We start from the raw sequence: 24,272 nt of genomic DNA on the forward strand, positions 1-24,272 counted from the left end.
TTATTTATCCTCATTGGTATTCTTTTCAGAGCTCGTCTGAAAGTAATTTTTCTTAAGCAGGTTTTTACCTAAGTTTCTAATAATTTGGGTACACTTGGCAATCAAAATTTTGCCCAGTTTGATAATAAACGGCATTAACAGTAGGATGACGCCGATACAAATTAACGATTTACCTAGGTAGACGTAGCCTGTTGGCCAATTACTGGTGAATAGGAGAGATAGCGACTTCAGAAAGTTTAAACCGCCACCAACAAAAAAGTTAAACAAAAATCTTATTAAAGCAAAAAGTAAGCCAAAGAAAATTGCCAGTAAAAAGAAAATTACGAATAAAATTACCAAAATAAGCGGTATCCCGATCGGAGCAGCACAAATGCCCAATAATATATACCAGCTGGCCTTTAAGTTTGACTTAGGAGTTTCTGTTTTGGCAGGTGCTGAATCATCTTTAGTTGAATAATCAGCTAAAATATTGATTGCCAGCTGTTTAGGAGTTCCTAATTCCGCCTCAATTGTAGAACGTCTGACGAAGTCGCCATCTAATAAAAATTCACGGTAAAATTCAACGACATCTTCGCGGTCTTTTGCAGGTAAATCGACTAAGGTTTGTTCAAGTTCGGCAATATAATCAGCAATTACTTTGGTCATTTTGTCCTCCTAATACTTGATTAACTTTTGCACTAAAATCTAGCCATTCATCTTGAATTGAGTTTAGCATCGTTATTCCTTCAGCAGTAATATGGTAGTAGCGCCGGTTTCGCCCCTGATAAGGCTCATCGTAAGTTGTTAAGCAGTTATCCTTTTTTAGTCTTCGTAAAACAGGGTAAATAGTTGACTCGGAGATAGAGAAAATCTTTTGCACATTTTGCGTCAAAGCGTAGCCATACAGATCATCTTGTTTTAGAAAAGCTAAAACCGCACCATCTAGCAAACGAGTTGGTATTTGGATTGCCATGCTTTGCCTCCCCTAATATTATATGTTATATAATATTTTAATTTAGGCCGCAGAAATTAGCAAGTACTAAACCGTAACTTTTTATAAATAGACCGAAAAATGAACAATTGACCTTTCTTAAAAAGTTAGGACAAAAAATAACCGTCTCTGTGTTGGCATACGTTGGCGGTTATTAATTTGGCTCTATAATTTATCCTGTTGATGACTTATCCATGTGGTAAGCTTTTAAGTTTACCTGTTACATTATTATATGTAACCCACACATATGATGATGACTTAATAGCTAAAGCGGATGAGGCTATTCGATTTTAAAATGTTGTAGTAGTGCAGCTTTTTAGAGGAAGCTTTATAGCTTGAATAAAATAGAAAAAACCTGATAAGCACAAAGTTATCAGGCTTTTTGCTAGCAATAATACTGGCTAGAATCTAAATTAATGATCAAAGTGGTTACCCCACATATAGTGGAGAAACACGTTAACTTTTGTTAATAAGCGCAATACAAAAATATATGTGATGGTAAATTGATTAGACAATATCTTTTTAACAGATGTATTTCTAACTGATGATGATATCTCCATCTCTTGAAATTGCTGTTAAGGAATCACTTTGTGTGTTTTGACTATTAAAGCTGTTGCCAATATTGGAATGGTGATAAATGATGTCCCCATTACTTGTTTTTAATTGTACGCTGATCTCGTGAGCAAGATGGCTTAACCTCAAATCACCGTCTGCAGTTTTAACAATGTTTTGGTTAGTAAGCTGACTGCGCTCAATCTTAATATCCCCGTCTTTTGCTTCTAGGTTGAGGTTAGCGTGACATTGGTTAATTTCTACATCGCCATCACCTGTTTTGACGACAATTTGCTTAAGAATACTGCGTTTAAAACTGACATCTCCGTCATGAACTCTGCTTGCTAACTGAGCAATTTTTGACTGGGTGACAAAGAAGTCAGAGTCTCTGCCAGAAAAGGTTAGTTGGTCTGAGACTTGAACGTTATTTAAGTATAAATCTCCATCATGCAAGTCAAGTACAATATTATTAAGACTGAGATTTTGTAACATAACGTCACCATCGCGGTTATGTCCACTAATTTCAGTTAGCGAATCTACATTAGGAACGGTAATTTCTACGCGACTGGCATTGGTAAGTCTGTTGAACATAAGCACATGAGTTTTTTGTTCAGTGGGAAACTCTTTAACTACTAATGTCTGCTTAACTAAATCTATTTGTATTGGCCGACTACTATAATCTGCCACTAATACTTGAAATTGCTGACCTTGACGAATCACTACATCAGTGTCCAACACTTCCAGTTTTACTTCACTAAAGCCTCCAGGAGCAATAGTACGCTCCTTGCGCGGATATTTTTTAACACGCAAGCCGTTAAAATAATTATCACTGGCATGCGGAGCATTAGCAGAAGATGTGGCTGCTATTAAAAACCTAACATAATCATGTTTAATTTGTTGGGCCAAACTGTCTGGAGTTCCTAATTCTCTGTTAATTTCTTCTTTTGTTTGAAAGTCACCATCAAGTAGAAAATCACGGTAAAAATCTAATGTGTATTTTTGCTCAGCTGTGGACAAAGTTGATAAATTAAGAGCTAATTTTGAGATGAAATTTTCAAATAGTGGATTCATCATTTTTCTCCTGTTACTAAAGATATACTTTTTCTTTTATTATACGCTAAAATTATGAAAATAATATTAAAATTACTTAAAAATAAAAAATTATTTAGACCACAAAAAATTCCCAATGATCTGATCAACTTTGTAATTTTCATGTAATTTACTGTGTTGACCATTTGCGCCCTTAATTTCGATTTCATGATACTTGCCTTTGCCTCTTAGCAGGTAACGTAAAGATTGCGCTGAAACACAGCTGACATCATCATCTGAATTAGTACCGTCTTCTTTATTACCAAAAATATTTAATATAGAAACATTATTGGGAAAACTATGACGGTGCTTTAAAAAGTATTTGTAGGATTGAGTCATGTACTTTGGCCGCCCATTTTTGAGTAGGTAATTATGGTTAGGTTCCTCATCTATGCCAATGATGCCATTAAAGGGTGCACCAAGATTAACTTGCTTTTTTAATCGCGGTAAGTTACTATCTTTACCATATTTTAGCTGGTAGGCAAGTGTCATAATGTTTCCCATGGAATGAGCAACGGTATTATAGTATTTAATATGATATTTTTGTTTTAAAAGTAAAATCAAATTATAAAACCACTCGCGGGTAGTATAATAATTACTGTTTTTATTGTCCTGTAAAATCACTTGAATAAGTGGTCGTTTAGTAGCGCGGGGCCAACTTCCTCGTAAATCAACTTTGCCGCTAGCAGAAATTCTGGCTGTTAAGACTTTATGAGCACCATTATGCTGCTGAGCATATGCAATCATGCCCGCAGTAGATCGTGCTCCCGCACCATAGCCATGCAAATAGATGGTAGGCACTGCTGCAAAAGGAGTTTTTTTCTTGTATGTGGAGCTGACTTCTTCATCCGGCTGAGGGCTTGTCTTTTTAAAAGTATGGCATAACATGGTTATAAGCAGCAGCACACCTAGAATACTGCCTAATCCGATTAACCACTTTTTCTTCATAATATTACCTTTTTTATAATTGATTATTAATTATATCTTACGTGTATTATTCTAATATTAAAATGGCAAAGTGATAATAATATAGCTTAAATAGCAACGCTAGCTCTAGATGTTCTTACATTGAAAGGAAATTTATTTCATGGCACCAATTTTTATTTTAATCAGAGGAAACTCAGGCAGTGGTAAAACCGTTTTAGCTAATTATTTGCAAAAACAGTTTGGCTACCAAAGATGTTTACTTTTGCATGAAGATGTATTGCGCCTTGATCTTTTACATGTTAAGGAAAAAGTAGCAGCACCAACTGCCAGTCTAATAGACTCACTGGTAATGTGGGGCCGGCAGTATTATCCCATAATTATATTAGAAGGGATATTGCCTAAAAAGATTTATGGCCCAATTCTAACTAAAATAATTCATGAATTCGGTGCAGGAGCTTTTGTTTATTATTTAGATATTTCTTTTGCACAAACAGTAAAAAACAATGATAAAAAGAGCAGTCCTTTTCCACTCGCAACTCTTCAAAAATGGTGGCTTGAAGAGGATACACTTGGCGGAAATGAGCGTAAACTGGCAGAAGGCTCGATCAAGGAATCGGCAGAGGCAATTTTGACAGATATTGTAGATTATAAAATGAAAAAAGGTGACCGGAACGTCACCTAAAATTTAATTAATTAAAAAAGGCAATAAAAAAAGCACCGACTACTTGCAGTGCTATTTTTATTATGGTGGGTGGCCAGGGGCTCGAACCCTGGACCCACGGATTAAGAGTCCGTTGCTCTGCCAACTGAGCTAGCCACCCGTTATCATTTCTGTTGACAGTTAATTATGATAACAATTAATTTGCTTTTTGACAAGGCTTTTGTGTAAAAAAGTATGAAGAATTCTACTTATTAAGTTTATCCTCTAACTGTCGTAAATATAGCTTATTTTTGAAAATACCCATTTCTTGTGATTCTTTGAGTTGATACTTAGTAGCTTTACCATTTCCAACTCTATCAATTACTTTTTTATTTTCTAAGTTCATAAAATTTCCTCAAAAGTAAATCAAAAGTAAATCAACACGAATTGACAAACAATTATTATACCATATAGTAAACAAGAAATTAAATAGGCTTTATATTTAGATTTAATATCATTTTTGACAAACAAAAAAAAGAAGCAACTAAGTGATCGCTTCCTTTAATAATCAATGGGTGGCCAGGGGTTCGAACCCTGGACCCACGGATTAAGAGTCCGTTGCTCTGCCAGCTGAGCTAGCCACCCATAAGCGTTATTACAAATAACCAACGGAGACTATTATGCTATTATTTTCAGTGAAATGCAAGTTTTTTTATTAAATTTTGATGACTTTTTTGGCTAATAAACTAAAAACCAGTATAATGGTAACAAAAGGGGGCTTTTCGATGTCAAAGAAAATTCTCGTTGTTGATGATGAAAAACCGATTTCTGATATTATTAAATTTAATTTGACAAAAGAGGGTTTTGACGTTGACACTGCATATGATGGTGAAGAAGCCATCAAAAAAGTTGACGAGTACAATCCTGACTTAATGATTTTAGACTTGATGTTACCCAAAAAAGATGGTTTGGATGTAGCTCGTGAAGTAAGACAAACACACGATATGCCCATAATTATGGTTACGGCTAAAGATACTGAAATTGATAAAGTTTTGGGTCTGGAAATGGGTGCAGATGATTATGTGACTAAGCCTTTTTCTAACCGTGAACTAGTGGCACGGGTGAAGGCTAATTTGCGTCGGCGTAATATTGTTAAAAAAGATGAAAGTGCTGGCGATGATAGTTCAACGAAAAATATTACTATTGGCAATTTGGTAATTATGCCAGATGCCTATATTGTTGAAAAAGAAGGCAAAAAGATCGAGCTGACTCACCGTGAATTTGAGTTGCTCTATTATTTAGCCCAGCATATGGATCAGGTGATGACCAGAGAACATCTTTTACAGACTGTTTGGGGTTATGACTACTTCGGTGATGTCCGGACAGTTGATGTTACTGTGCACCGTTTACGTGAAAAAATTGAAGATAATCCAATTCAGCCGCAGATTTTAGTAACTCGTCGCGGTGTTGGCTATTACGTTAAACAGCCTAATGAAGACTAACAAAGAAAGCCCCGCAGTATTTAGCAAGCGCGGCTTTCTTTTTATTTAATTTTGTAAAACTATGAAAAAATTCAAGAATAAGTTTAAACATTTAACCATTTCGATAAATACTACTTTAGCTATTGTGTTCATGGCGATGATCATCGCTACCATTGAAGTTATTGGTGCCTATTTTACACGTCAATTGGAACAAAACAGTATTGAAAATTTTCAATCATCCATTCAAGTTTTGCCAATAGTTTCTAACCAGTTGTCAACGCAATTACTAAAAGACAATAAGCATACTGACAGTAATTTAAACAGAATTGTCAATGACTACAGCAATGGTATTGGTACGATTAGTGAAATTATTGTGGTAGACAATAAGGATATCATTCGTGCAGTTTCAAACCTAAATGATAAAAACCGGATTGGTCAGCGTGTCAATAATACTTTGGTTAAGCAGGTAACTTCAACTGGCAGACAGGCAACTAAAGTTGTCAATGAAAACGGAGACTATATGGTGCAAGTTACCCCTTTGAACGCTGGTAACGGCTCCGCCAACACTGTTGGTGCCATTTATGTCCGAGCGTCAATGCAGGGGGTTTTTAATGACCTGCGCAATATTTCACTGATGTTTTTGGTCACTTCTATGATTGCCGCAGTAATGGGGGCAATCTTATCTTTAGTAGTCTCCCATGCGATTACTAAGCCCATTGAGGAAATGCAAAGCCAGGCACTTAATATTGCTGATGGTGATTATTCAAGTCAGGTAAAAATCTATTCCAACGATGAATTAGGGCAGTTAGGTCAGGCTTTTAATACCTTGTCTGTTAGAATTGAGCGCTCTCAAGAAGAATCTGAAAGTGAACAGCGTAGGCTGGACAGCGTACTGTCTCATATGAGTGATGGCGTTCTTGCTACTGACAGGCACGGCAATGTTAATGTTGTCAACCAAATGGCGCTCAATTTTTTAAACCAAACGGAAGATGAAATCATTAATCAGCCCATCGCTACAGTTTTAGGTTTAAAAGAGTCCTCACAAGATTTAATTGGCAATCAGAAAGGCATAGCAATTACTTTGAGTAAGGGAACAAGGGATGAAGTCATTCTACATGCCAGCTTTTCTCTTATTAAAAGAGTTACGGGCTTTGTATCTGGTAGTGTCTGTGTTTTGCATGATATTACTGAACAACAAAAGAATGAAAATTCACAAAAACAGTTCGTTTCTAATGTTTCCCATGAATTACGTACGCCACTTACTAGTTTACACGCATATATTGAGACGTTAAATGAAGGAGCATGGAAAGATCCCAATGTTGCCCCCAAATTTTTGCAGGTAACACAAGAAGAAACTGAGCGCATGATTAGAATGATCAGTGAACTTCTCAGCCTGTCAAGAATGGACAGGGGAGTTTCCAAAGTTGATTTAGAGTGGGCTAACTTTAATGATTTTGTAGCTCATATCTTGGATCGCTTCGACATGATTGTTAAAACGGATAAAAAAGAAAATAAAAAGTACACCATTACTCGTGAGTTGGGTACGCAGGCGTTATGGGTAGAAATCGATACTGACAAGTTTGCGCAGGTAATTGATAACATTATGAACAATGCCATTAAATATTCGCCTGATGGTGGCGTGATCACAGTAAAACTGCACTCAGAGCAAAAACGCATTGTTTTGAGTATTGCCGATCAGGGCTTGGGTATACCGCGAGAAGATTTAACTAAAATTTTTGATCGCTTTTACCGCGTTGATAAAGCTCGCTCACGGGCTCAGGGTGGTACAGGATTAGGCTTGGCGATTGCTAAAGAAATAGTGGAAGAACATCACGGTCATATTTGGGCCAACAGCAGTGAAGGAAAGGGCTCTACTTTTTATATTTCTCTGCCATATGAGCCAATGAGTGAAGGGGATGATTGGGATGAAGTCTAAATTTAAGCTTGGCGACGCGTTGCTTTTAATAGGAACTTTGGCGGTTTTTGGTCTGTCAATTGTACTCTGGATATTCATTATGACTAATGACCAGTATTTCAATCGTATTAGTCAAACCAGTAGGGTTGCAGAACAAACACGAAGCCACCGCGATCGGATTGTTTCCAATCTTTATATTCCTACTAATTCTTATGGCTTTAAAAATGGTCAGTTGTACCGCTTGTATGATGCTAAAAAGAATTTACCTCTGGAATTTGTCAAAGAAATAAAAGGGGTAAAATACCATAATATTAAGAAAATTAGCACGGATAAAAAACAATATGAGGAAATGTTGCATAATTCGGAGTGTGTCCAGTTAAGCTTTCCAAAAGAAGTCAGCATTAATTTGTTCACTAAGAAAAACGTTAAAAAAGGCGATCCTAAGTTTCGTCGTATCTTCATCACAAATAGTAATGATTTCCTTTATTTAGGTAATGATAAGACTTATACCATTTACCGCATTAATTTAATTAAGGGTGACTTTAATAAGCTGCGTAGTTATGCCAGTAACGCTCGAGGCAAGATCCCCGTTGAGTTTGTGCGTCTCAAAAATTGCTATGAGGTATTTTTTACCAGACAAGACCACTGGCGCATATACAGCTATCTGACAAATACACAAACCGATTCTTACTTTGTTTCTCGCCTTCTCGGTACGACAAATGTAACTACACGCTCTAATAAAAAAGGCTGGGTTACGTATTCGCTTAACTACTATACTAACTTAAGAGTGCCAAAGGCTAAAACCGACCGGCATGATTTTCACTATACTCGTTATGAAAAGCGCAAAGACAAAACGCTGAACGATCAACTGCTGGAAAGTGTCAGTTTTGTTCATAAGCTTGGCTTGAGTGAACAAGATTTACGTTATTTTGATACAACGGATGATTCCATTAGCTATGCTAATTATGTTGAAGGGATACCCGTCTTTTGGGATAACAGCAGTCCTCAAGTGATGACATCATTTACTGGAGATGCAGTTAAAGTTGACTTTAACAATACGGATTTACAAATTCCGATACCTTTTGATGGACAAACAAAAACCCTGCCATCAAGTATAACGGTAATGCAAAGATTAGTTAATGCCGGCATGAGAAAAGAAGAAATTCAACGCATAATAGTGGCTTTTGGTGTGGAAAAGGATAATTCACATGACCACTTGGTTAATCTAGTACCAGGTTATTATGTGAAAGCTTATAATCAATGGAAGAGTTTAGCTGAATGGGAAAAAGTTGATTTTCTGAGTTTAAATAAATATAAACAGGCAATAATGGAAGAAGGGAAATAAAAATGGACCGTAAAAGAATAGAATGGTTATTTTTCATTATTTTCTTGTTAATTGATATTTATTTAGGAATAGAAATTTGGCGTTCTCCTATTAGCTTAAGTGATACCTCCGGTTCCACTGCAACAAGTATCCGGGCCGAGATGCGTGCTGACGGCATTGATATTCCCCTCCATATTTCGCATAAGCAACAATCTGGTTATTACTTAGCTGTTAAGAATCGCGACTATCTTTCTCGTAAAAGCAGCAGTTTAACGCAAGTTACTACTCATTATTCCAAGAGTGATAATTCTTTAACTGGTACACCAAAATCCCTGATTTTGCTTAGTGGGAATCGTAAAAAGAATTTACAACAACTAGAGGATTTTAAAAATGATCCTAAAAATGTTCCTTACGGTAAAGAATTTAAATTCGAACCCAGTATGTCGGGCGATAATACCTATTGTTATGTCCAAAATACTGATTATGGTCGGATTTATGATAGCGATGCTCAGTTAACAATTAATGTGCGCGATAATCAAATTGTTAACTATACTATTTCTTATATGGGTCCTATTAATGCTGTACGTGAACCACAATTAATTATCAGTGCCTGGCATGCTGTCAAAGCAATGTATACTGATAGGGAAATTGTCAACAATTCACGTGTGATGCAAGTTAGCCTGGGTTATTCTAAATTAACCGACGTTCGCGGGAGCACTATTTTATTACCAACTTGGTTAATCCAGGTAGAAAATAAGACTACTAAGAATATCACTGTTAAAAGAGTTAATGCATTTACAGCACAAATCTTGCAGGGCAGCTCATATAATGTTAATGTACAAAAAAATTAGGAAGGAAAGAATGCGGTGCAGGTTTCCGTTTTGGCCAGCGGTTCGACTGGCAATACCAGCTTGATTGAAACTGGGCAGCATAAGATTTTGATGGATGCCGGCTTGTCAGGCAAAAAAATCAAGATGTTGCTAAGTGAAGTTGGCGTTGATATTAAAGATATTGACATGGTTTTTTTAAGCCATGACCATTCAGATCATAGTAAAGGATTGGGGGTTTTGATGCGACGCTACCCTCAAATTGCTGCTTTTGCCAATAGTGGTACCTGGGAATATTTAACTGAAACGCAAAAGATTGGGCAAATACCGGTTGAACAAATTAATGTTATTGAACCGGGACAAACTAAGACTTTTGGAGATTTGGATGTTACTGCTTTCGCAACGAGTCACGATGCGGCTCAGCCACAATATTATGTTTTTACAAGCGGCGGTAAACGAATGGCCTTTTTGACAGATACCGGTTATGTTTCCCGTAAGGTAAAAAGTGTAATTGCAGACGCAGATGCTTATCTAATGGAATTTAATTATGACGACATGATGCTGCGTAATGGTCCTTATTCCTGGGGTTTAAAACAGCGCATACTATCAGACGTTGGTCACTTATCAAACGATGATGCAGGGCAGGCTCTGCTGGATGTGGTAACAAGTAAAACAGAACATATATTTTTGGCACACAGGAGTCAGCATAATAATACGGCAAAGTTAGCCTACAATGCTGCTAAAAAAATAATGGTTGACGGAGATGCTAATTTGCCCAGTGATGTTAAAATTGTTTTGACCGACCCGGTCCAGCCAACTAATTTAGTACAAATTTAAGGAAATTTTTTACCTTTTTTCAAATTTTGTTAGTATAGTAAAAAAGATGTATAAAGGAGACTAAATGATGAATAATCAAAACTCTGGTCGTCAGCAACATGGCATTTTGAAGACTGCTATTGTTGGTGTTGTAGCCGGACTTATAGGTGGTGGGGCCTCATATGTGGCCTTAGATCAAATTAATAATGCTAATATGAATAATAATGCACAGACTAGTATTAGTTCCAGCAGTGCTAAAACCTCTAGAAACAGTGCTAAAACCAGCGGGACAATGACGCCAGCTTATAATGACGTTAAAGGTGCTGTGGTTTCAGTTATTAATATGAAAAGGCAGACAAACAGCAGCAATTCCCTTTTCGATTTTTTCGGCGATTACGATAATGATAATAAGGGCAAAGGAAAGCTGCAGACATACAGCGAAGGTTCAGGCGTAATTTACACTAAGTCCGGTAATAAGGGCTATATTGTTACCAACAACCACGTTGTTTCTGGTAGTGATAAAGTTCAGGTTATGCTGTCTAATGGTAAAACAGTTAATGCACGTATCATTGGTACGGATGCTACAACAGACTTAGCTGTACTTTCTATTGATAGCAGCTATGTTACTCAAACGGCTGAATTTGGCGATTCCAAGAGCTTACAGGCAGGACAAACAGTAATTGCGGTTGGCTCTCCTCTGGGCAGTGAATATGCTTCTACGGTTACGCAAGGGATCATTTCGGCTCCTGCACGTAGCATTACTACTTCATCTGCTAATCAGCAGACAGTTATTCAAACGGATGCAGCAATTAACCCTGGTAACTCAGGTGGTGCATTAGTTAATTCTGCAGGGCAGGTTATTGGGATCAACTCAATGAAACTTTCGCAATCAAGTGATGGTACATCAGTTGAAGGAATGGGTTTTGCTATTCCTTCCAATGAAGTAGTAACTATCGTTAATCAATTGGTTAAGAAAGGTAAGATTGTGCGTCCACAATTGGGAGTTAAAGTAATTGCTTTACAAGGCATTCCTTCCAGTTACAGAAACCACCTTAACATCAAATCTAATCTTAAAAATGGTATTTATGTAGATTCAGTTACTAAGCACAGTGCGGCTGCGATAGCAGGAGTTAAAGCAGGCGATGTAATTATTAAAGTTGACAACAAAGCTGTTTCAGATGTCGCTTCGTTACACAGCATTTTGTATAATCACAAAGTCGGAGATAACGTCAATTTGACCGTTAATCGTAACGGAAAAGAAATCAATTTACGAGTAAAATTGCAGTCAGACTAAATCAAAAATATTCCAGAATTAAGTAAAAAAAAGGCTATACTATGCGGTTTGAAACATAAGTATAGCTTTTTTCTTAATATTGTTATTGGGAAACAAATTAAAGTTCGGAATTAAAAGCTGTCAAGTAAAACACAAAGATAAAAATCTTGTTGATAACTGTGGATAACTTTGTGGATTGTGCATAAAATGCGAAAAAGTAGTTGGGACAAATTGTGGAAAACCTGTGAATTGTGTGTAAATAATAGTGAAAATTAATTAGCTCAAACAGTTGTTCAGGGCTTAACAGCAGTATTTGAGAGCAAAAAGTTTGTGAAAATTACCTATAATTAATCTCACTGTGGGTAAATTTAGTCTGACAAATTTAAAAAAATAAGCAAAACACAATTTATTCGCTTACTAAAGGTAAAGACCACAAAATGTAGTTTTTACCTTTACACAGTTGTGGAAAAGGTAAGTGGAAACTTTGGGAATTGGGGGATAAAATAGCAGTTATGAATATCAAAATTGTTTGTGTGGGTAAGTTAAAAGAAAAGTATTTTAAGGATGCTATTGTTGAATATCAAAAAAGGCTGAGCCGTTTTGCTAAAGTACGGTTAATTGAAGTTCCGGATGAGAAGGCACCAGAAAAGTTTAGCCAAAAAGAGCAGGAAAATGTCAAAAAAATAGAAGGACAAAGAATCTTGAGCAAAATAAAAGATAAAGAATACGTTTTTGTGACCGCAATTAATGGCAAGCAGAGAACCAGTGAAGAATTTGCGCACGAGATTAAGGACCTTACAACCTACGGACATTCTGATCTTACTTTTATTATCGGTGGCAGTTTAGGTACCAGTTCGGAAGTAGATAAAAGAGCAGATGATTTAATGAGCTTTGGCAAAATGACTTTGCCGCACCAGTTAATGCGGGTCGTTTTGATTGAACAAATTTATCGCGGCTTTATGATTAATAGTGGCAGTCCGTATCATAAGTAGATTTGATTATGCGAAAGGCAATAAAAAACAAAAATGCAAACTCCGGCTAAAATTACTAGCAAGCGGTATCGGCTAAATTATCACATAACAACACCTTCCGGGTGGATGAATGATCCTAATGGCTTTTCATATTATAAAGGCTACTATCATATTTTTTACCAGTACTATCCTTATTCATCTAAAAGAGGCCCTATGCACTGGGGCCATTATCGCAGTCAAGATTTGGTTCACTGGGAAGAATTGCCAATTGCACTGGCTCCGGATAGTTCTGAGGATAAAGATGGCTGTTATTCTGGCAGTGCAATTGAAAAGGATGGTCGCTTGTATCTGATTTATACAGGTAATCATTACTACGATGTCAATGATCATAGTCGCTTTTATCAAACGCAAAATGTTGCCTATAGTGACGATGGTATTCATTTTGAAAAGTATAGTAAAAACCCTGTGATTGCATTGCCACCGACGGATAACTCACAGCACTTTCGTGACCCTAAAGTATGGCAAGATGGAAATGAATATTATATTGTTGTGGGTGGTCAGGATAAGAAAGGATTAGGCCGTGCAATTACTTATAAGTCGACTGATTTATTGCACTGGGATTATTTGGGACCAATTGCTGTTTCTCAGGGAGCCAACATTGAGGGACACACCTGGGAGTGCCCTGATCTTTTTTCATTGGGCAGAGAGGACGTTTTGTTATGTTCACCTCAAGGAATCGTGGCAAAGGGTAAAGAATATCTTAACTGCTATCAAACGGGATATTTTATCGGTAAAATGGATTATCGCAACAATCAATTTAAACATGGTGCATTTCATGAACTTGATCACGGACACGACTTTTACGCTGCCCAAACTATGTTAACGCCTGATAATAGGCGTATTGTTTTTGGCTGGTTCGATATGTGGCATGCAGACTTTCCCGAGCAGGCTGATGGCTGGTGTGGGGCGTTAACTTTGCCGCGAGAATTAACTTTAAAAAATAATCAGCTGTATATGACGCCAGTCAATGAGTTAAAACAATTGCGGCAAGAAAAAGTAGTTGACGAAAAACAAACGAGTTCTTCAATGCAAGTTAATGTTTCTGATCCACAGCACTTGGAGTTGCTTTTAACTGCTAAAACTGAAAATTGGTCAGGTAATGAGATTAGCTTCATTTTTAAAAATGAACAGGAAAATCTGGTTACATTATCTTGGAATAAGGAAAATAATGAAGTAATTTTGATCAGAGCGTATAAATCGACAACCGACGCACAACGTTATGGCAAACTGAGACCAAACTCAAAATTAAAAATTCAAGTTTTTATTGATACAAGTTCAATTGAGTTTTTCTTAAATGACGGGGAGCTGGTATTTTCAGAACGCTATTACACAACCAAAAAGCCAGCAATTTTTATTAATGCAGACGAGCCGGTTAATATTAGTGTTGCAGGTTATTCTTTAGCTGAATAAATTAAGGGATAGAAAAAAGTGGACAAGAACGTCCACTTTTTTATTTTAACGTCAATAATGCTAGATTTACTAAAACCAAAATTGCAATTGACTGCAGCCAGTCACTTTTTTTAACAGGAACAGCTGCAATGACAGAACGCTTGGCATTTTCGCGGTAACCATGGGATGCCATACCTTGAGCTAAATTTTCTGCAGAATTCAGAGCAACTAAGATAGCTTTAAAATAAAGAACCGGTGACCAAAAACTCAAATATACTCCCCGCATCATGCCAGCAGTACGAATTTGCTTAACAGCCTCTTTCATTCGGGGAACGATATTAAGAGCAGCTAAAACTCCATAAGCAAACTTGCTGGGCAAATGAAAATTTTGTTCAAAAGAGCGGGCAAATTCTGTAGCAGTAGTGTCTATTGAAACGCAGTAGATAGTCAAAGTATAAACGTAAATTCGACTAGATAAGCTTAGTGCGTTCTGTAAGTTGGGCTGTGGCGAGAACCAGTATAAAGTCGCAAAAACTGTAAAAGCGGCAATTAAAGGCATTAGTAGAGTTAAAAGCAAATTGCTTAATTTAATGTGTTTGTAAATTAAATAGACCAATGCCAAGAATATGATTAAGAGGTTTGTTAGTAAACTTGATTTCAGTGATATTTCTACAGAAATAATCAGAGCCAAGATAAATTTAAAACTAGGATTCATGATAGTACCTCACTTGTTCGTGTAAGCTAGATGCTGGTCTTTAAAAATAAGGTGAAAGTCACACCAATCAGCTAAATTCTTTAACTCATGGCTGATAATTAAAAGCGTTTGCTTCCGTGCTTTCTGACTCTCTCTTAATAAAGACATTACTTTGACAGCGGAGTCTGCATCCAGGCCGCTAAGTGGTTCGTCAATTAACAATACATCCTGATCTGAAATCAACATTAACAAGATTTGCAGTTTCTTTTGTTGCCCACCGGATAATGAATACACGACATGATCAAGCAGTGAATCAAGTTCAAGAGTGGATAAAGCAGCAGCTATTTTGTCATCAGTAAAATAAGAATTGGTCCGCTTTTTTTTGCTGAGGTTAATTTCATCTGCAACAGAGACATTGATAAACTGGTCAGTTGCATTTTGAAATATTTGGCCTACATGAAGCAAATACTTACGAGTAGGTAATTTATTAATTTCACGGTTGTGGTAGGTGATGCTGCCTGAATAAGGGATCATTTTAGTCAGAGCATTAAAAAGCGAAGTTTTGCCCACACCGTTGGCTCCTGTAATCAGAGAGGTTTTACCGGAAACAATATTTAAATGTTCCTGCTTTAGAAGTAAACGATTTTGCCTAATCTGAACGTCTTGCAGGGTAAAGCATGACTCCTCAGTCTGTTGCGGTAAGACAAAAGTATAGGAATTAGAATCCGTACTTTTTCGCAATAATTTTTCCTGCTCTGCTTGAGAAAGCTGCACCAGGCGTTTACCCTGAAATTGAAAAAGATTGTCGCAGATTCCTTCATAACCAGCTAGCACATGGTCACTTAAGATGATTGTTTTTCCTTGATCGCGCAGATGTGCTAGTTTAGCGATTAAGAACTTGCGGGCAGCGGGATCACAGCTGGCGAAAGGCTCATCAAGTAAAAACAGGTCAACATTCATTGCTATGAGGACAGCTAATGCCACTCTTTGTTGTTCACCACCAGATAATGTGTTAATTTTTTGATCAAGTAAATAATCAATTTGGGTAAACTGAACGGCTTCATTTAACTGTTTTAGATACTGGGCTTTATTAAGGCAGAGGTTTTCCAGTGCAAAAATAATTTCTTCTCGAGGAGTTGCCATAGTAAATTGCTCACTGGCATTTTGAAACATCATGGCAGCCTTTAAGCCGCCCAGAGTAACAGTGCCGCTTAGTTGTCCCGCAAATTCAGGATATAACTTTGCTATTATTTTCAATAAGGTAGATTTACCACAGCCAGTTGGTCCAACTAACAATGAAAACTGCTTTGTAGGAATATTTAAGTTAATGTCTGTTAAAATTTGGTTTTGTTTATCATATGAAAATGTTAGGTTATTTAATTTAATCAATTTAGTTACCAAAAAAATCGTCAGGATAACGGCCTGACGATGTAAAATCTTTCGTTTTCCCTTCGCTGGCATTATCCATAGCAGGTTCTGCGGGTTTAATCTCAGCCTTTACAGGCACCCCGATGTTAAATTTTATTATACAGAAAAGAAAATTAGTTGTCTAGATGCACAAGGACTTTCCGTTACCCATGTAGCAATGATAAAGGTAAAATAACAAAATTATATTAGTAAGATGAAAATTTGCTATATAATAAAACTATATAACCCCAAAATTGTATAAGAGGTGAAAGAAATGGCAGCAGTTAAATTGGAACAATATTTAGCCAGTATCATAGATGCGGCTAGGTCTGATACTAATGAAGTGAAAATAAAACCAGGTAACAGCAACTTTGATTTGTTTATAGCCTTTTTAGAAAATCGTAATACGGGAATTCATCGCTACCAAACAACAGGGCTAACTATTCTGTATGAGGCAAAAGGTTCAACCAAAGTGAGGATAAATAGTCAGAATTTTATGCTCAATGATGGTAATATCATCTTTTTACAGAAAAAGAGTAATTATGAAATATTAAAACCTGGCAGTAAAGATATTTTAGTTAAACTCGAATTTGATCCTAATATAGATATCCAGAACTTTTTCGATAGCCTGACTGTAATGAACAATTATGAAAAACAAGTGCTTAAAAAAATCAATACCACTTTTGAGCAAAAAAGATTATTAGGGTTAAACGGAACCTTAATGTCAGAATCTGCCCATCTACTTAAAAAGATAATTAATGAATATCTTAATCATGACTTATTTACCCGCAACGCTATCATGGCAGAACTTACTTTGCTTTTCGTTTCTGCTGTCAGAAAGCAAAATTTAACTTCCACTCCAGCAACAAGTCATCAGTTTGCACAAACGGATATGGAAAAATACATTGATGCCCATTTTACTAATATTACGCTTAATGATGCAGCCAAACATTTTGGCTTTAATCCTAATTATTTTTCAAGTTTGGTTAAACAAAAAACTGGCAAAAGTTTTGTGGAACATGTTGATGAAAGGCGCATGCTGGAAGCACGAAGTTTACTTGCTCGCCCAGATATTTCCGTCAAAGAGATAATTACCCGTGTTGGTTATAGCGGCAAGTCCTTCTTTTATAAGAAGTTCAGTGAATATTATCATGAAACGCCAGTACAAATGCGTGCAGAACTATTCAGGCAGGCAAATATTAATTTGAAATAAAAAACAACCTTGAACAAGAAGGTTGTTTTTTTACATTTTTTCTAAACGTTTAATTCTGTCCGCTGTTGGTGGATGACTGTCAAACAAATGGGTAAAACTGCGTTTTTTACGCATAGGATCTTCAATATACATTCCCGCACTGCTGGGATCAGCTTTTTTCATTGGTGCAGAGCCGTCAATTTTTTCAAGCGCCGAAATTAGCCCTTGAGGATTGCGCGTTAGCTCTACTGAAGAAGCATCAGCAAGGTATTCGCGGTTACGTGACAATGCCATTTGCGCTAAACTGGCACAAATAGGCCCCAAAATTAAGACAAACGCTATAGCTATTACCTTAAAAATGACAACGATAGTGCCACCACTATCATGATCACTATCGCGATCATCATCAATCCACCAGATATAGCGGCTGGCGATCCCAGAAAGATAAGAAATGACTCCTACTAGCACTGCCGCAATAGTAGAAACTAAAATGTCGTAGTTTCGGATATGAGAAATCTCATGACCCAAAACCCCTTCCAGTTCCTCGCGGTTCATCATATCGAGTAAACCTTGAGTAACTGCAACTGCTGAATGGTTCGGATCTCTTCCTGTCGCAAATGCATTAGGGCTGGCGTCATCAATAATAAATACCCGCGGCATGGGCACCCGACCAACTAGTGCCATATCTTGCACAACGTGCCATAATTCAGGATTATCTTGTTCATGAACTTCTTGGGCATGATTGAGGCTCATAACCATGTTTGCCGGATTGGGCAAGACAATTAGCATGTAAATTATACTAAAAATCACTGCAATAACTAAACCTAAAATTGGTCTGTTGCTAAAAAGGTAGCCTAATCCCGCACCTACAAGTGCCAAGATAATAACAAACAATCCCATAATACCCACAGTTTTGCGCTTATTGCGGGCAATTTGTTGAAATAACATAAAACTGACCTAGTATTTAAAATTTTACTTTAGGTACTTCTTTTTCAGATTCACTGGTTTGCAAGTAGTCAACTTTCTTAAAACCATGAATGTGAGCAACAATATTGGAAGGAAAGGTTAAAAGTTTTTGATCGTATAAAGCAGCAGATGAATTATAAAGCTGCCTTGAATAGGCAATTTTATTTTCAGTATTAGTCAATTCCTCTTGCAATTTCAAGAAGTTTTGATTGGCTTTAAGGTCAGGATAATTTTCTGATAAGGCAAAGATGGACTTAAGCGCATCAGAAATTTGGTTAGAAACTTTTAAGGTTTGTGCATGGTCATCGCTGGGAATGTTAGTTAACTGATTACGCAGCTGCACAACATTTTCCAGTGTTTCTTTTTCGTGTTTGGCATATCCTTTGGTGGTTTCGACTAAATTAGGGATCAAGTCATTACGCCGCTTTAATTGGACGTCAATTTGGCTCCAGGACTCATCGGTGTAAACCTTGGCTTTTTGTAAGCCATTGTATACCGCAATATAGATTGCAATTAATAAAATAATAATAATTACAATTATCCAAGTTAAACTGTTCATAATCTTCCTCCTTATATATGTCTCTTAATTATAACTGATTAAGAGACTTTTGAGTATAAAAAAGGAGCTTATACTACCTTTCATTAGCAAAGCTTTACTAAATTGATTATTAAATTAATAAAAGTCCCCAGCCTACAACTGTCAAGACCAGCAAACCTATGAATTGCATCACAGTCCATTTTTTGAAAAATTCTCCCCTTGAGACTGTCGCATTTTGGGTAAAAGTTTTGAGCACCAGCATATTTGCCATTGAACCAATCGGTGAACCAAAGCCACCTATATTGGAACCTAAAAACAATGCTTTAGCATAAGGGGTAAATTTACCAACTAAAATGGTTGCAGGAACATTACTGATAATTTGACTTGAAATAATTGACGTGAAGTAAGTTGAAGTTTCTGAATTGATCATTGTATGGATAATGCTGACAATCAGCGGAATTTGTTGAATATCACTAATGAAAATAAAGAAACAGGTGAAAGTTAATAGCAGAGCAAAATCAACCTTAAGCAAAATTCTGGGGTTTATTAATAATGCCAGGATAATTGCAACAATTAGCGGAATTACCACATTAATAACTTTAAATACGCCCAAGAAGAATAGCGCGAACACTGCTGTAGTAATGATTGTTGGTCTTAAGCTGATATTAATCTGCTTAACATCCTGCCGCGGAATTTTTTTGCGGGGGATAAAGTGAAAAATAATCAGCGTAATAACAAGTGCCATTATTAAATAGGGCAAAGACCATGAAAAAAATTGGACAGCGTTAACAGAATATTTACTAACTAAAAAGATGTTATGAGGGTTACCCCAAGGAGTAAAGGCAGCCCCAATGTTTGCACCCATACCGATTAAAGTAACGGGTAAAATCTGGGGTAAATCACATCTCTTAGCAATATTCAAGTATAGGGGAATCAATGTAAGCGCTGTTATGTCATTGCCCAAAAACATCCCCGCGATAATTGCTAAAGCCGTAAATAAAATATTTAGTTTTTGCATATTATCAGCAATACTGGTCAGTTTATACGCGAGCACATCAAGGACGTGTAAGTAGGCGTATATTTGAATAATGATTAGCATCGCGGCGACTGAAAAGATCGTATGTAAGTTAATGTCTTCAAACCGCGGTCTAGCAAAAAAAAGACTGATAATCGTTATTACAAAAGTAATCTGCAGGATTTTATCGCTAAAAACCTTTTTCAAGACGGTCATAAAATGTCCCCTTTCACAAGTTATAATCATCTGTAATCGCTATATACATTTTGACCTTTTTTTTCCTTATTAGCAATAATAATTTTTTAGATTAAGGGATACTTTTACTATAAACATAATTTTTGACACTATAACTTAATATATCCTATACTTGAGAAAATTGCTAAGGATTAGGAGGAAATATTAAAATGAGTAATTCCGAAACAGTTAAAATGAACGTTAAATCAGGTGCTGCTGATAAAATTAAAAAGAGTGTAAAAGAGGGGCAAGTTGTTTTATTATCGTTAAACGACGGCTCTAATAAATACTCTAATATTGCTGGCAGTTGTGCTGCCGGAACCCGTTTTCAATTTGTGGTCTTGGATAAGCAAGATCCAGACTTTTCAATTAAAGTTGAAAATAATGTGGGCTTTGACTTATACACAAGTCCTGCAGAAATGCAATATTTAGGCAATAACTTGGTAGTTGATGAAAAGAATGCAGCAATCAGCTTAGCTGACGACAGTGGCGTGATTGATGCTGCTATGACCGTTAGTGAAAATAATTAGTGTGATAAACTGATAATATTTAATAAATAATATTAGATTTTAAACAGTTCCAAAGGAACCGTTTTTTGATATTAAAAATCACAGTAAAATGATCTAGTACGAGCAAATCTTGCTTCATTATAGCTTAAGTGGTAAACTATATGAGATTTTCGAAAATCTGAAAGGAAGTATAGTACTATGCGTAAAGGTGAGAATTACAACACCGGTTGTGAACCAAACCAAAGACCTAAGAACAAGAAAAACGGCAAGAAACGTGTTGCGCACGTGGCAGCAGTTGTTGCTTTCTTGAACAAGGCCAAAGCAGACGAAAACAAATAGTTTGTTTTTAATTAAGACTAAAAGGTGGATGACATTACGTCCACCTTTTTTTATTATCTTAAATTGAGTAGAATTGAGTTAAATATTAATGTCTTATTTTAAGGAGAACATTCAAAAGTGAAGTTTCAATGCAGTGCGTGCGGTTTGCGTATCAATGCCAAACATTTTAAACAAGCAGGTTTGATTAATCCCAAGTTAACCAGTATCTGTGATCTGTGCATTCAAAGAGGAAAAGTGCCGGAGAATTTTGCCAATAGCGCAGTTAAAGTTTTCGCGCAATGCCTGCTGTTTACCTTTGTAGGTAAGGATGAAGACAGTGGCAATACTTCTTTTTTGGTAGCTAAAAATGACCTGCGCAAGCGCTATGAAGCTTTTATTCAGGATTATGACGGCAATGAATTAGCCCAGCAGCAACTATCAACACATGATTTTAACCAGGCCGTAATTGACAGCGAGACGGGTCAAACTGACTTTGTGCCCAGCAGCGAGTTTACTTTTGCCGAAAACCTAAGTAAATTAGGCTTAAACGTCGACTTTAAGCTCAATGAAGTGGATTATATTGACCGTGAGCGTATTCGGGCCAAGTACCATTACCGCTGCCAATATTGCGGCAGGCGCGGCCGCAGCGTCGATCACAAAGATCCAGTTTCACTGTCACATAATAATGATTTTGACAACCTGATTTTATCTTGCACGGAATGCAACCGTATTAAGTCCAACATGCCCTATAAATTATTTGTCAGTTTGAATAATGAAATTCCTGAAGTTAACCAAAAACTGGTCAAATATGAAGACGCTCTTGCTACATTGAAGGGTGAATTTGAGGAAAGACGCCGCGAATTAGCCGCTAAAATGCACCTGAAAGGCGTTGTTAATGATCCTGAACTTGACCAGATTCGTAAGCAAAACAAAAAATTGCAGGATGCAATTGATAGCTTGGAGAGCGATTATACTGACTTGCGTTCTTTACGCGAGCAGCATTTTATGACTGGCTGGAAACTAGCGCAAGTAAACGCAAAAGAAGATATTATTTAGTTTTTAAAAGGCTTACAATGAAATTAAGAGCAAAAGGAGGTCAGAAAATGAAGTCAACTAAATTAAAGCAAAATATTTTAACAAAACTAGGCATCAGTATGGCTGCTGCAGTCTTGGGCATGATGAGTGGAACTAATCTGGTGCAGAATGTTGTGGCAGCTTCTGCAGCACCTGCTGCTAAAGTTCAAACTGCAAAAAAAGCACTTACTGCAACCAGCACTAGCAATAATCAGCTAGGTTTTTGGACTGGAACGGATGGCAGTTGCACTTGGCAATATGATGTCCTTACTAATACGCTGACTATTAGTGGTGCTAAAGGAGCACAATTGTCAAGCACACCTTTTATTAAAAAATTTAAATGGGCTGGAAGTATTGAGCATATCGTTTTTGAAAATTCGGTTCAAATGGCACCGGACTCAAAAGAAAAATTTGCTAATTTGAGATATTTATCTGATATTAAGGGTTTAGAGAACGCTGATACCAGTGAGGTAACCGATATGTCTGGTTTATTTGCCGGTGATATGAACCTTAATAGCTTAGATATTAGTAAGTTTGATACCGGTAAAGTTACAGATATGAGTAACATGTTCTTTAAATTAGGTATGGATAATGCTACTGCCATAGCAATAGATTTGAGTAAATTGAATACCGCAAATGTAACCACTATGAACAGCATGTTTGCGGCGGCCAATTTTAAAAAGCTGGATTTAAAAAACTTTAATACTAGCAAAGTAACCGATATGGCAAATATGTTTTCCGGTACCAAGGCAGAAACGATTAATGTAGATAGCTTTGATACCAGTAAAGTACAAAATATGAGCGGAATGTTCAATAATTGCCTGATTAAACAGCTCGACTGCTTAGGCTTTAATACCAAAAACGTAACGGACATGAGCAATATGTTTTCTCATAGTATGGACATAACAACTCTAAACTTGAGCAATTTTAATACTAGTAATGTTCAAAATATGAAAGCTATGTTTTTTGGAGATTCCAATTTGACCAGTTTGGATTTGAGTAATTTTGATACTAATAAAGTAACTAATATGTCAGGTATGTTTTCAAACGATGCAGCATTAAAACAACTTAATTTAACGGGCTGGGATACTGCCAATGTTACTGATATGAGCACTATGTTTGTACGATTAAAAAACATGGTTAGCTTGGATATTAAGCACTTTAATACCAGCAAGGTAACTGATATGTTTGGCATGTTTGAGGGTGCTGAAAATTTAATTGATTTTGATATTAGTAATTTTGATACCAGCAAGGTCACTAGCACCAGCTATATGTTTTCTGGTATGAAAAAAATTACCAGCTTAGATTTAAGCCATTTTAATACTAAGTCCAATAAAAATTTGTCTGAAATGTTTAGTGATGATGACAACTTAAAGACGGTTAATTTGAAAGGCTGGAATACCAAACGGGTCAGGAGTATGAGTCGCATGTTTAAAAACGACCCGCAGCTGGTCAATATTAATTTAAGTCATCTTAAAACTAATAGTCTCACTGAAGCTTATGAGATGTTTAAAAATGATCGGAGTCTCAAAACTGTTGATTTACATAATTGGAACACCCGTAAATTAACTGAAGTAAGTGAGATGTTTGCTCAATGTCCTAATCTGACTAAAGTTAATTTACATGGCTGGCACATGCCTAAACTGATTGATGCGACTGATATGTTTATGAAGGACAAGAAATTAGCAGGGGTTGATCTGACTAATTTTAATATTCATAACAGCAGGATTTTAAATCAGGCAGGTAATCCTAAAGGATTTGCTGTGAAGCTGGGCCATTACCGTTTGCGTAAAAGTTCAGGTGTAGGTCAAGGATTTAAGCACATTCAAGCTGTAGGCAAAGGAACAATTAGAAAACCGAAAGGCAAAAAATATACTGCAAAGCAATTATTTAAGCTGTACAATCATTCTGCCAAAAAGAGCCCTAAAGAAACCTATGTCATGTATAACGGTAAAAAACCACAGTTACCAAAATCATTTCATTTTTGATCTTAAGTAAAATAAAAGGATTAGCTCATTGATATGATCCTCGAAATTATCTTAATTTGGGGGTCATATCACATTTTAGAACTAATCCTTTTTTGTTTGTCTT

The 24,272-nt window shown here is 36.5% G+C and carries 24 protein-coding genes, 2 tRNA genes and 1 riboswitch; of the genes, 14 read left to right on the forward strand and 12 right to left on the reverse strand.

The window, feature by feature from the left end; genetic code table 11:
- The 4 genes from F5ESL0260_RS00700 to F5ESL0260_RS00715 all read right to left on the reverse strand — a co-directional run bounded on the left by F5ESL0260_RS00700 (position 1) and on the right by F5ESL0260_RS00715 (position 3,559).
- Positions 1 to 645 (reverse strand): DUF1700 domain-containing protein, encoded by a 645-nt coding sequence (locus F5ESL0260_RS00700; RefSeq protein WP_122025497.1) that lies wholly within the window; start codon positions 643 to 645, stop codon positions 1 to 3.
- Positions 626 to 952, reverse strand: a complete 327-nt coding sequence (locus F5ESL0260_RS00705) for a PadR family transcriptional regulator (protein ID WP_046324117.1) — start codon at positions 950 to 952, stop codon at positions 626 to 628. Before F5ESL0260_RS00705 ends, F5ESL0260_RS00700 begins: the two co-directional genes overlap by 20 nt.
- A gap of 555 nt (positions 953 to 1,507) precedes the next feature.
- Positions 1,508 to 2,593 carry a DUF4097 family beta strand repeat-containing protein gene (locus tag F5ESL0260_RS00710; protein WP_158593798.1) on the reverse strand — a complete coding sequence of 362 codons (1,086 nt, stop codon included), beginning with the start codon at positions 2,591 to 2,593 and terminating at the stop codon, positions 1,508 to 1,510.
- A 90-nt stretch (positions 2,594 to 2,683) separates the two neighbouring features.
- The gene (locus F5ESL0260_RS00715; RefSeq protein ID WP_122025499.1) at positions 2,684 to 3,559 is read right to left on the reverse strand and encodes an alpha/beta hydrolase; all 876 of its coding nucleotides are present in this window, start codon (positions 3,557 to 3,559) and stop codon (positions 2,684 to 2,686) included.
- A gap of 139 nt (positions 3,560 to 3,698) precedes the next feature.
- On the opposite strand from F5ESL0260_RS00715, the gene F5ESL0260_RS00720 reads away from it, so the two are divergent.
- Positions 3,699 to 4,220 (forward strand): zeta toxin family protein, encoded by a 522-nt coding sequence (locus F5ESL0260_RS00720; RefSeq protein WP_122025500.1) that lies wholly within the window; start codon positions 3,699 to 3,701, stop codon positions 4,218 to 4,220.
- Positions 4,221 to 4,283: 63 nt separating this feature from the next.
- Here the strand turns inward: F5ESL0260_RS00720 and F5ESL0260_RS00725 are convergent.
- The 3 genes from F5ESL0260_RS00725 to F5ESL0260_RS00730 form a co-directional block, all read right to left on the reverse strand.
- Positions 4,284 to 4,359: transfer RNA gene (locus F5ESL0260_RS00725), tRNA-Lys, on the reverse strand.
- A gap of 84 nt (positions 4,360 to 4,443) precedes the next feature.
- Positions 4,444 to 4,584 carry a hypothetical protein gene (locus tag F5ESL0260_RS09430; protein WP_158593799.1) on the reverse strand — a complete coding sequence of 47 codons (141 nt, stop codon included), beginning with the start codon at positions 4,582 to 4,584 and terminating at the stop codon, positions 4,444 to 4,446.
- A gap of 166 nt (positions 4,585 to 4,750) precedes the next feature.
- Positions 4,751 to 4,823, reverse strand: a tRNA-Lys gene (locus tag F5ESL0260_RS00730).
- A gap of 140 nt (positions 4,824 to 4,963) precedes the next feature.
- Here F5ESL0260_RS00730 and yycF point away from each other — a divergent pair.
- From yycF to F5ESL0260_RS00770, 8 genes are all read left to right on the forward strand, one after another.
- Positions 4,964 to 5,680, forward strand: a complete 717-nt coding sequence (gene yycF / locus F5ESL0260_RS00735) for a response regulator YycF (protein ID WP_046324122.1) — start codon at positions 4,964 to 4,966, stop codon at positions 5,678 to 5,680.
- A gap of 61 nt (positions 5,681 to 5,741) precedes the next feature.
- On the forward strand, positions 5,742 to 7,595 hold the full coding sequence (gene walK / locus F5ESL0260_RS00740) for a cell wall metabolism sensor histidine kinase WalK (RefSeq protein ID WP_122025501.1): 1,854 nt from the start codon (positions 5,742 to 5,744) through the stop codon (positions 7,593 to 7,595).
- Positions 7,585 to 8,919 carry a hypothetical protein gene (locus F5ESL0260_RS00745; protein ID WP_122025502.1) on the forward strand — a complete coding sequence of 445 codons (1,335 nt, stop codon included), beginning with the start codon at positions 7,585 to 7,587 and terminating at the stop codon, positions 8,917 to 8,919. Before walK ends, F5ESL0260_RS00745 begins: the two co-directional genes overlap by 11 nt.
- Before the next feature lie 2 nt (positions 8,920 to 8,921).
- Positions 8,922 to 9,749, forward strand: a complete 828-nt coding sequence (locus F5ESL0260_RS00750) for a two-component system regulatory protein YycI (RefSeq protein WP_046324125.1) — start codon at positions 8,922 to 8,924, stop codon at positions 9,747 to 9,749.
- 15 nt (positions 9,750 to 9,764) lie between these two features.
- Entirely contained in the window at positions 9,765 to 10,562 is a 798-nt protein-coding gene (locus tag F5ESL0260_RS00755) for an MBL fold metallo-hydrolase (RefSeq protein WP_122025503.1), read from the forward strand.
- A gap of 64 nt (positions 10,563 to 10,626) precedes the next feature.
- Positions 10,627 to 11,835 carry a S1C family serine protease gene (locus F5ESL0260_RS00760; RefSeq protein ID WP_110445430.1) on the forward strand — a complete coding sequence of 403 codons (1,209 nt, stop codon included), beginning with the start codon at positions 10,627 to 10,629 and terminating at the stop codon, positions 11,833 to 11,835.
- Between the two features lie 491 nt (positions 11,836 to 12,326).
- Positions 12,327 to 12,806 (forward strand): 23S rRNA (pseudouridine(1915)-N(3))-methyltransferase RlmH, encoded by a 480-nt coding sequence (gene rlmH / locus F5ESL0260_RS00765; RefSeq protein ID WP_122025525.1) that lies wholly within the window; start codon positions 12,327 to 12,329, stop codon positions 12,804 to 12,806.
- 33 nt (positions 12,807 to 12,839) lie between these two features.
- A complete protein-coding gene (locus F5ESL0260_RS00770) occupies positions 12,840 to 14,255 on the forward strand; it encodes a sucrose-6-phosphate hydrolase (protein WP_122025504.1) in 1,416 nt (471 codons plus the stop codon).
- A gap of 40 nt (positions 14,256 to 14,295) precedes the next feature.
- On the opposite strand, the gene F5ESL0260_RS00775 is transcribed toward F5ESL0260_RS00770, so the two are convergent.
- Positions 14,296 to 14,949, reverse strand: coding sequence for an energy-coupling factor transporter transmembrane protein EcfT (locus tag F5ESL0260_RS00775; protein ID WP_046324129.1), 654 nt, complete (start codon positions 14,947 to 14,949; stop codon positions 14,296 to 14,298).
- Between the two features lie 9 nt (positions 14,950 to 14,958).
- Complete coding sequence (locus tag F5ESL0260_RS00780; protein WP_158593800.1) at positions 14,959 to 16,389, reverse strand: ATP-binding cassette domain-containing protein; 1,431 nt, start codon at positions 16,387 to 16,389, stop codon at positions 14,959 to 14,961.
- A riboswitch (TPP riboswitch) is annotated at positions 16,358 to 16,449 on the reverse strand. It overlaps the preceding gene by 32 nt.
- Positions 16,450 to 16,609: 160 nt before the next feature.
- On the opposite strand from F5ESL0260_RS00780, the gene F5ESL0260_RS00785 reads away from it, so the two are divergent.
- On the forward strand, positions 16,610 to 17,548 hold the full coding sequence (locus F5ESL0260_RS00785; RefSeq protein WP_122025506.1) for a helix-turn-helix transcriptional regulator: 939 nt from the start codon (positions 16,610 to 16,612) through the stop codon (positions 17,546 to 17,548).
- A gap of 30 nt (positions 17,549 to 17,578) precedes the next feature.
- On the opposite strand, the gene htpX is transcribed toward F5ESL0260_RS00785, so the two are convergent.
- From htpX to F5ESL0260_RS00800, 3 genes are all read right to left on the reverse strand, one after another.
- Entirely contained in the window at positions 17,579 to 18,475 is an 897-nt protein-coding gene (htpX, locus tag F5ESL0260_RS00790; RefSeq protein ID WP_122025507.1) for a zinc metalloprotease HtpX, read from the reverse strand.
- A 16-nt stretch (positions 18,476 to 18,491) separates the two neighbouring features.
- The gene (locus F5ESL0260_RS00795) at positions 18,492 to 19,052 is read right to left on the reverse strand and encodes a LemA family protein (RefSeq protein ID WP_110445437.1); all 561 of its coding nucleotides are present in this window, start codon (positions 19,050 to 19,052) and stop codon (positions 18,492 to 18,494) included.
- A 109-nt stretch (positions 19,053 to 19,161) separates the two neighbouring features.
- Positions 19,162 to 20,262 carry an SLC13 family permease gene (locus tag F5ESL0260_RS00800; RefSeq protein ID WP_122025508.1) on the reverse strand — a complete coding sequence of 367 codons (1,101 nt, stop codon included), beginning with the start codon at positions 20,260 to 20,262 and terminating at the stop codon, positions 19,162 to 19,164.
- 188 nt (positions 20,263 to 20,450) lie between these two features.
- On the opposite strand from F5ESL0260_RS00800, the gene F5ESL0260_RS00805 reads away from it, so the two are divergent.
- From F5ESL0260_RS00805 to F5ESL0260_RS00820, 4 genes are all read left to right on the forward strand, one after another.
- A complete protein-coding gene (locus F5ESL0260_RS00805) occupies positions 20,451 to 20,810 on the forward strand; it encodes an iron-sulfur cluster biosynthesis family protein (protein ID WP_122025509.1) in 360 nt (119 codons plus the stop codon).
- Positions 20,811 to 20,987: 177 nt separating this feature from the next.
- A complete protein-coding gene (locus F5ESL0260_RS00810; RefSeq protein ID WP_090094091.1) occupies positions 20,988 to 21,128 on the forward strand; it encodes a hypothetical protein in 141 nt (46 codons plus the stop codon).
- Between the two features lie 117 nt (positions 21,129 to 21,245).
- The gene (locus F5ESL0260_RS00815) at positions 21,246 to 22,163 is read left to right on the forward strand and encodes an HNH endonuclease (protein ID WP_122025510.1); all 918 of its coding nucleotides are present in this window, start codon (positions 21,246 to 21,248) and stop codon (positions 22,161 to 22,163) included.
- A gap of 47 nt (positions 22,164 to 22,210) precedes the next feature.
- On the forward strand, positions 22,211 to 24,169 hold the full coding sequence (locus F5ESL0260_RS00820) for a BspA family leucine-rich repeat surface protein (protein ID WP_158593801.1): 1,959 nt from the start codon (positions 22,211 to 22,213) through the stop codon (positions 24,167 to 24,169).
- The last annotated feature ends 103 nt before the right edge of the window (positions 24,170 to 24,272 follow it).

Source organism: Lactobacillus sp. ESL0260 (assembly GCF_003692935.1).
In the GTDB taxonomy this organism is placed as follows: Bacteria; Bacillota; Bacilli; order Lactobacillales; family Lactobacillaceae; genus Lactobacillus; species Lactobacillus melliventris.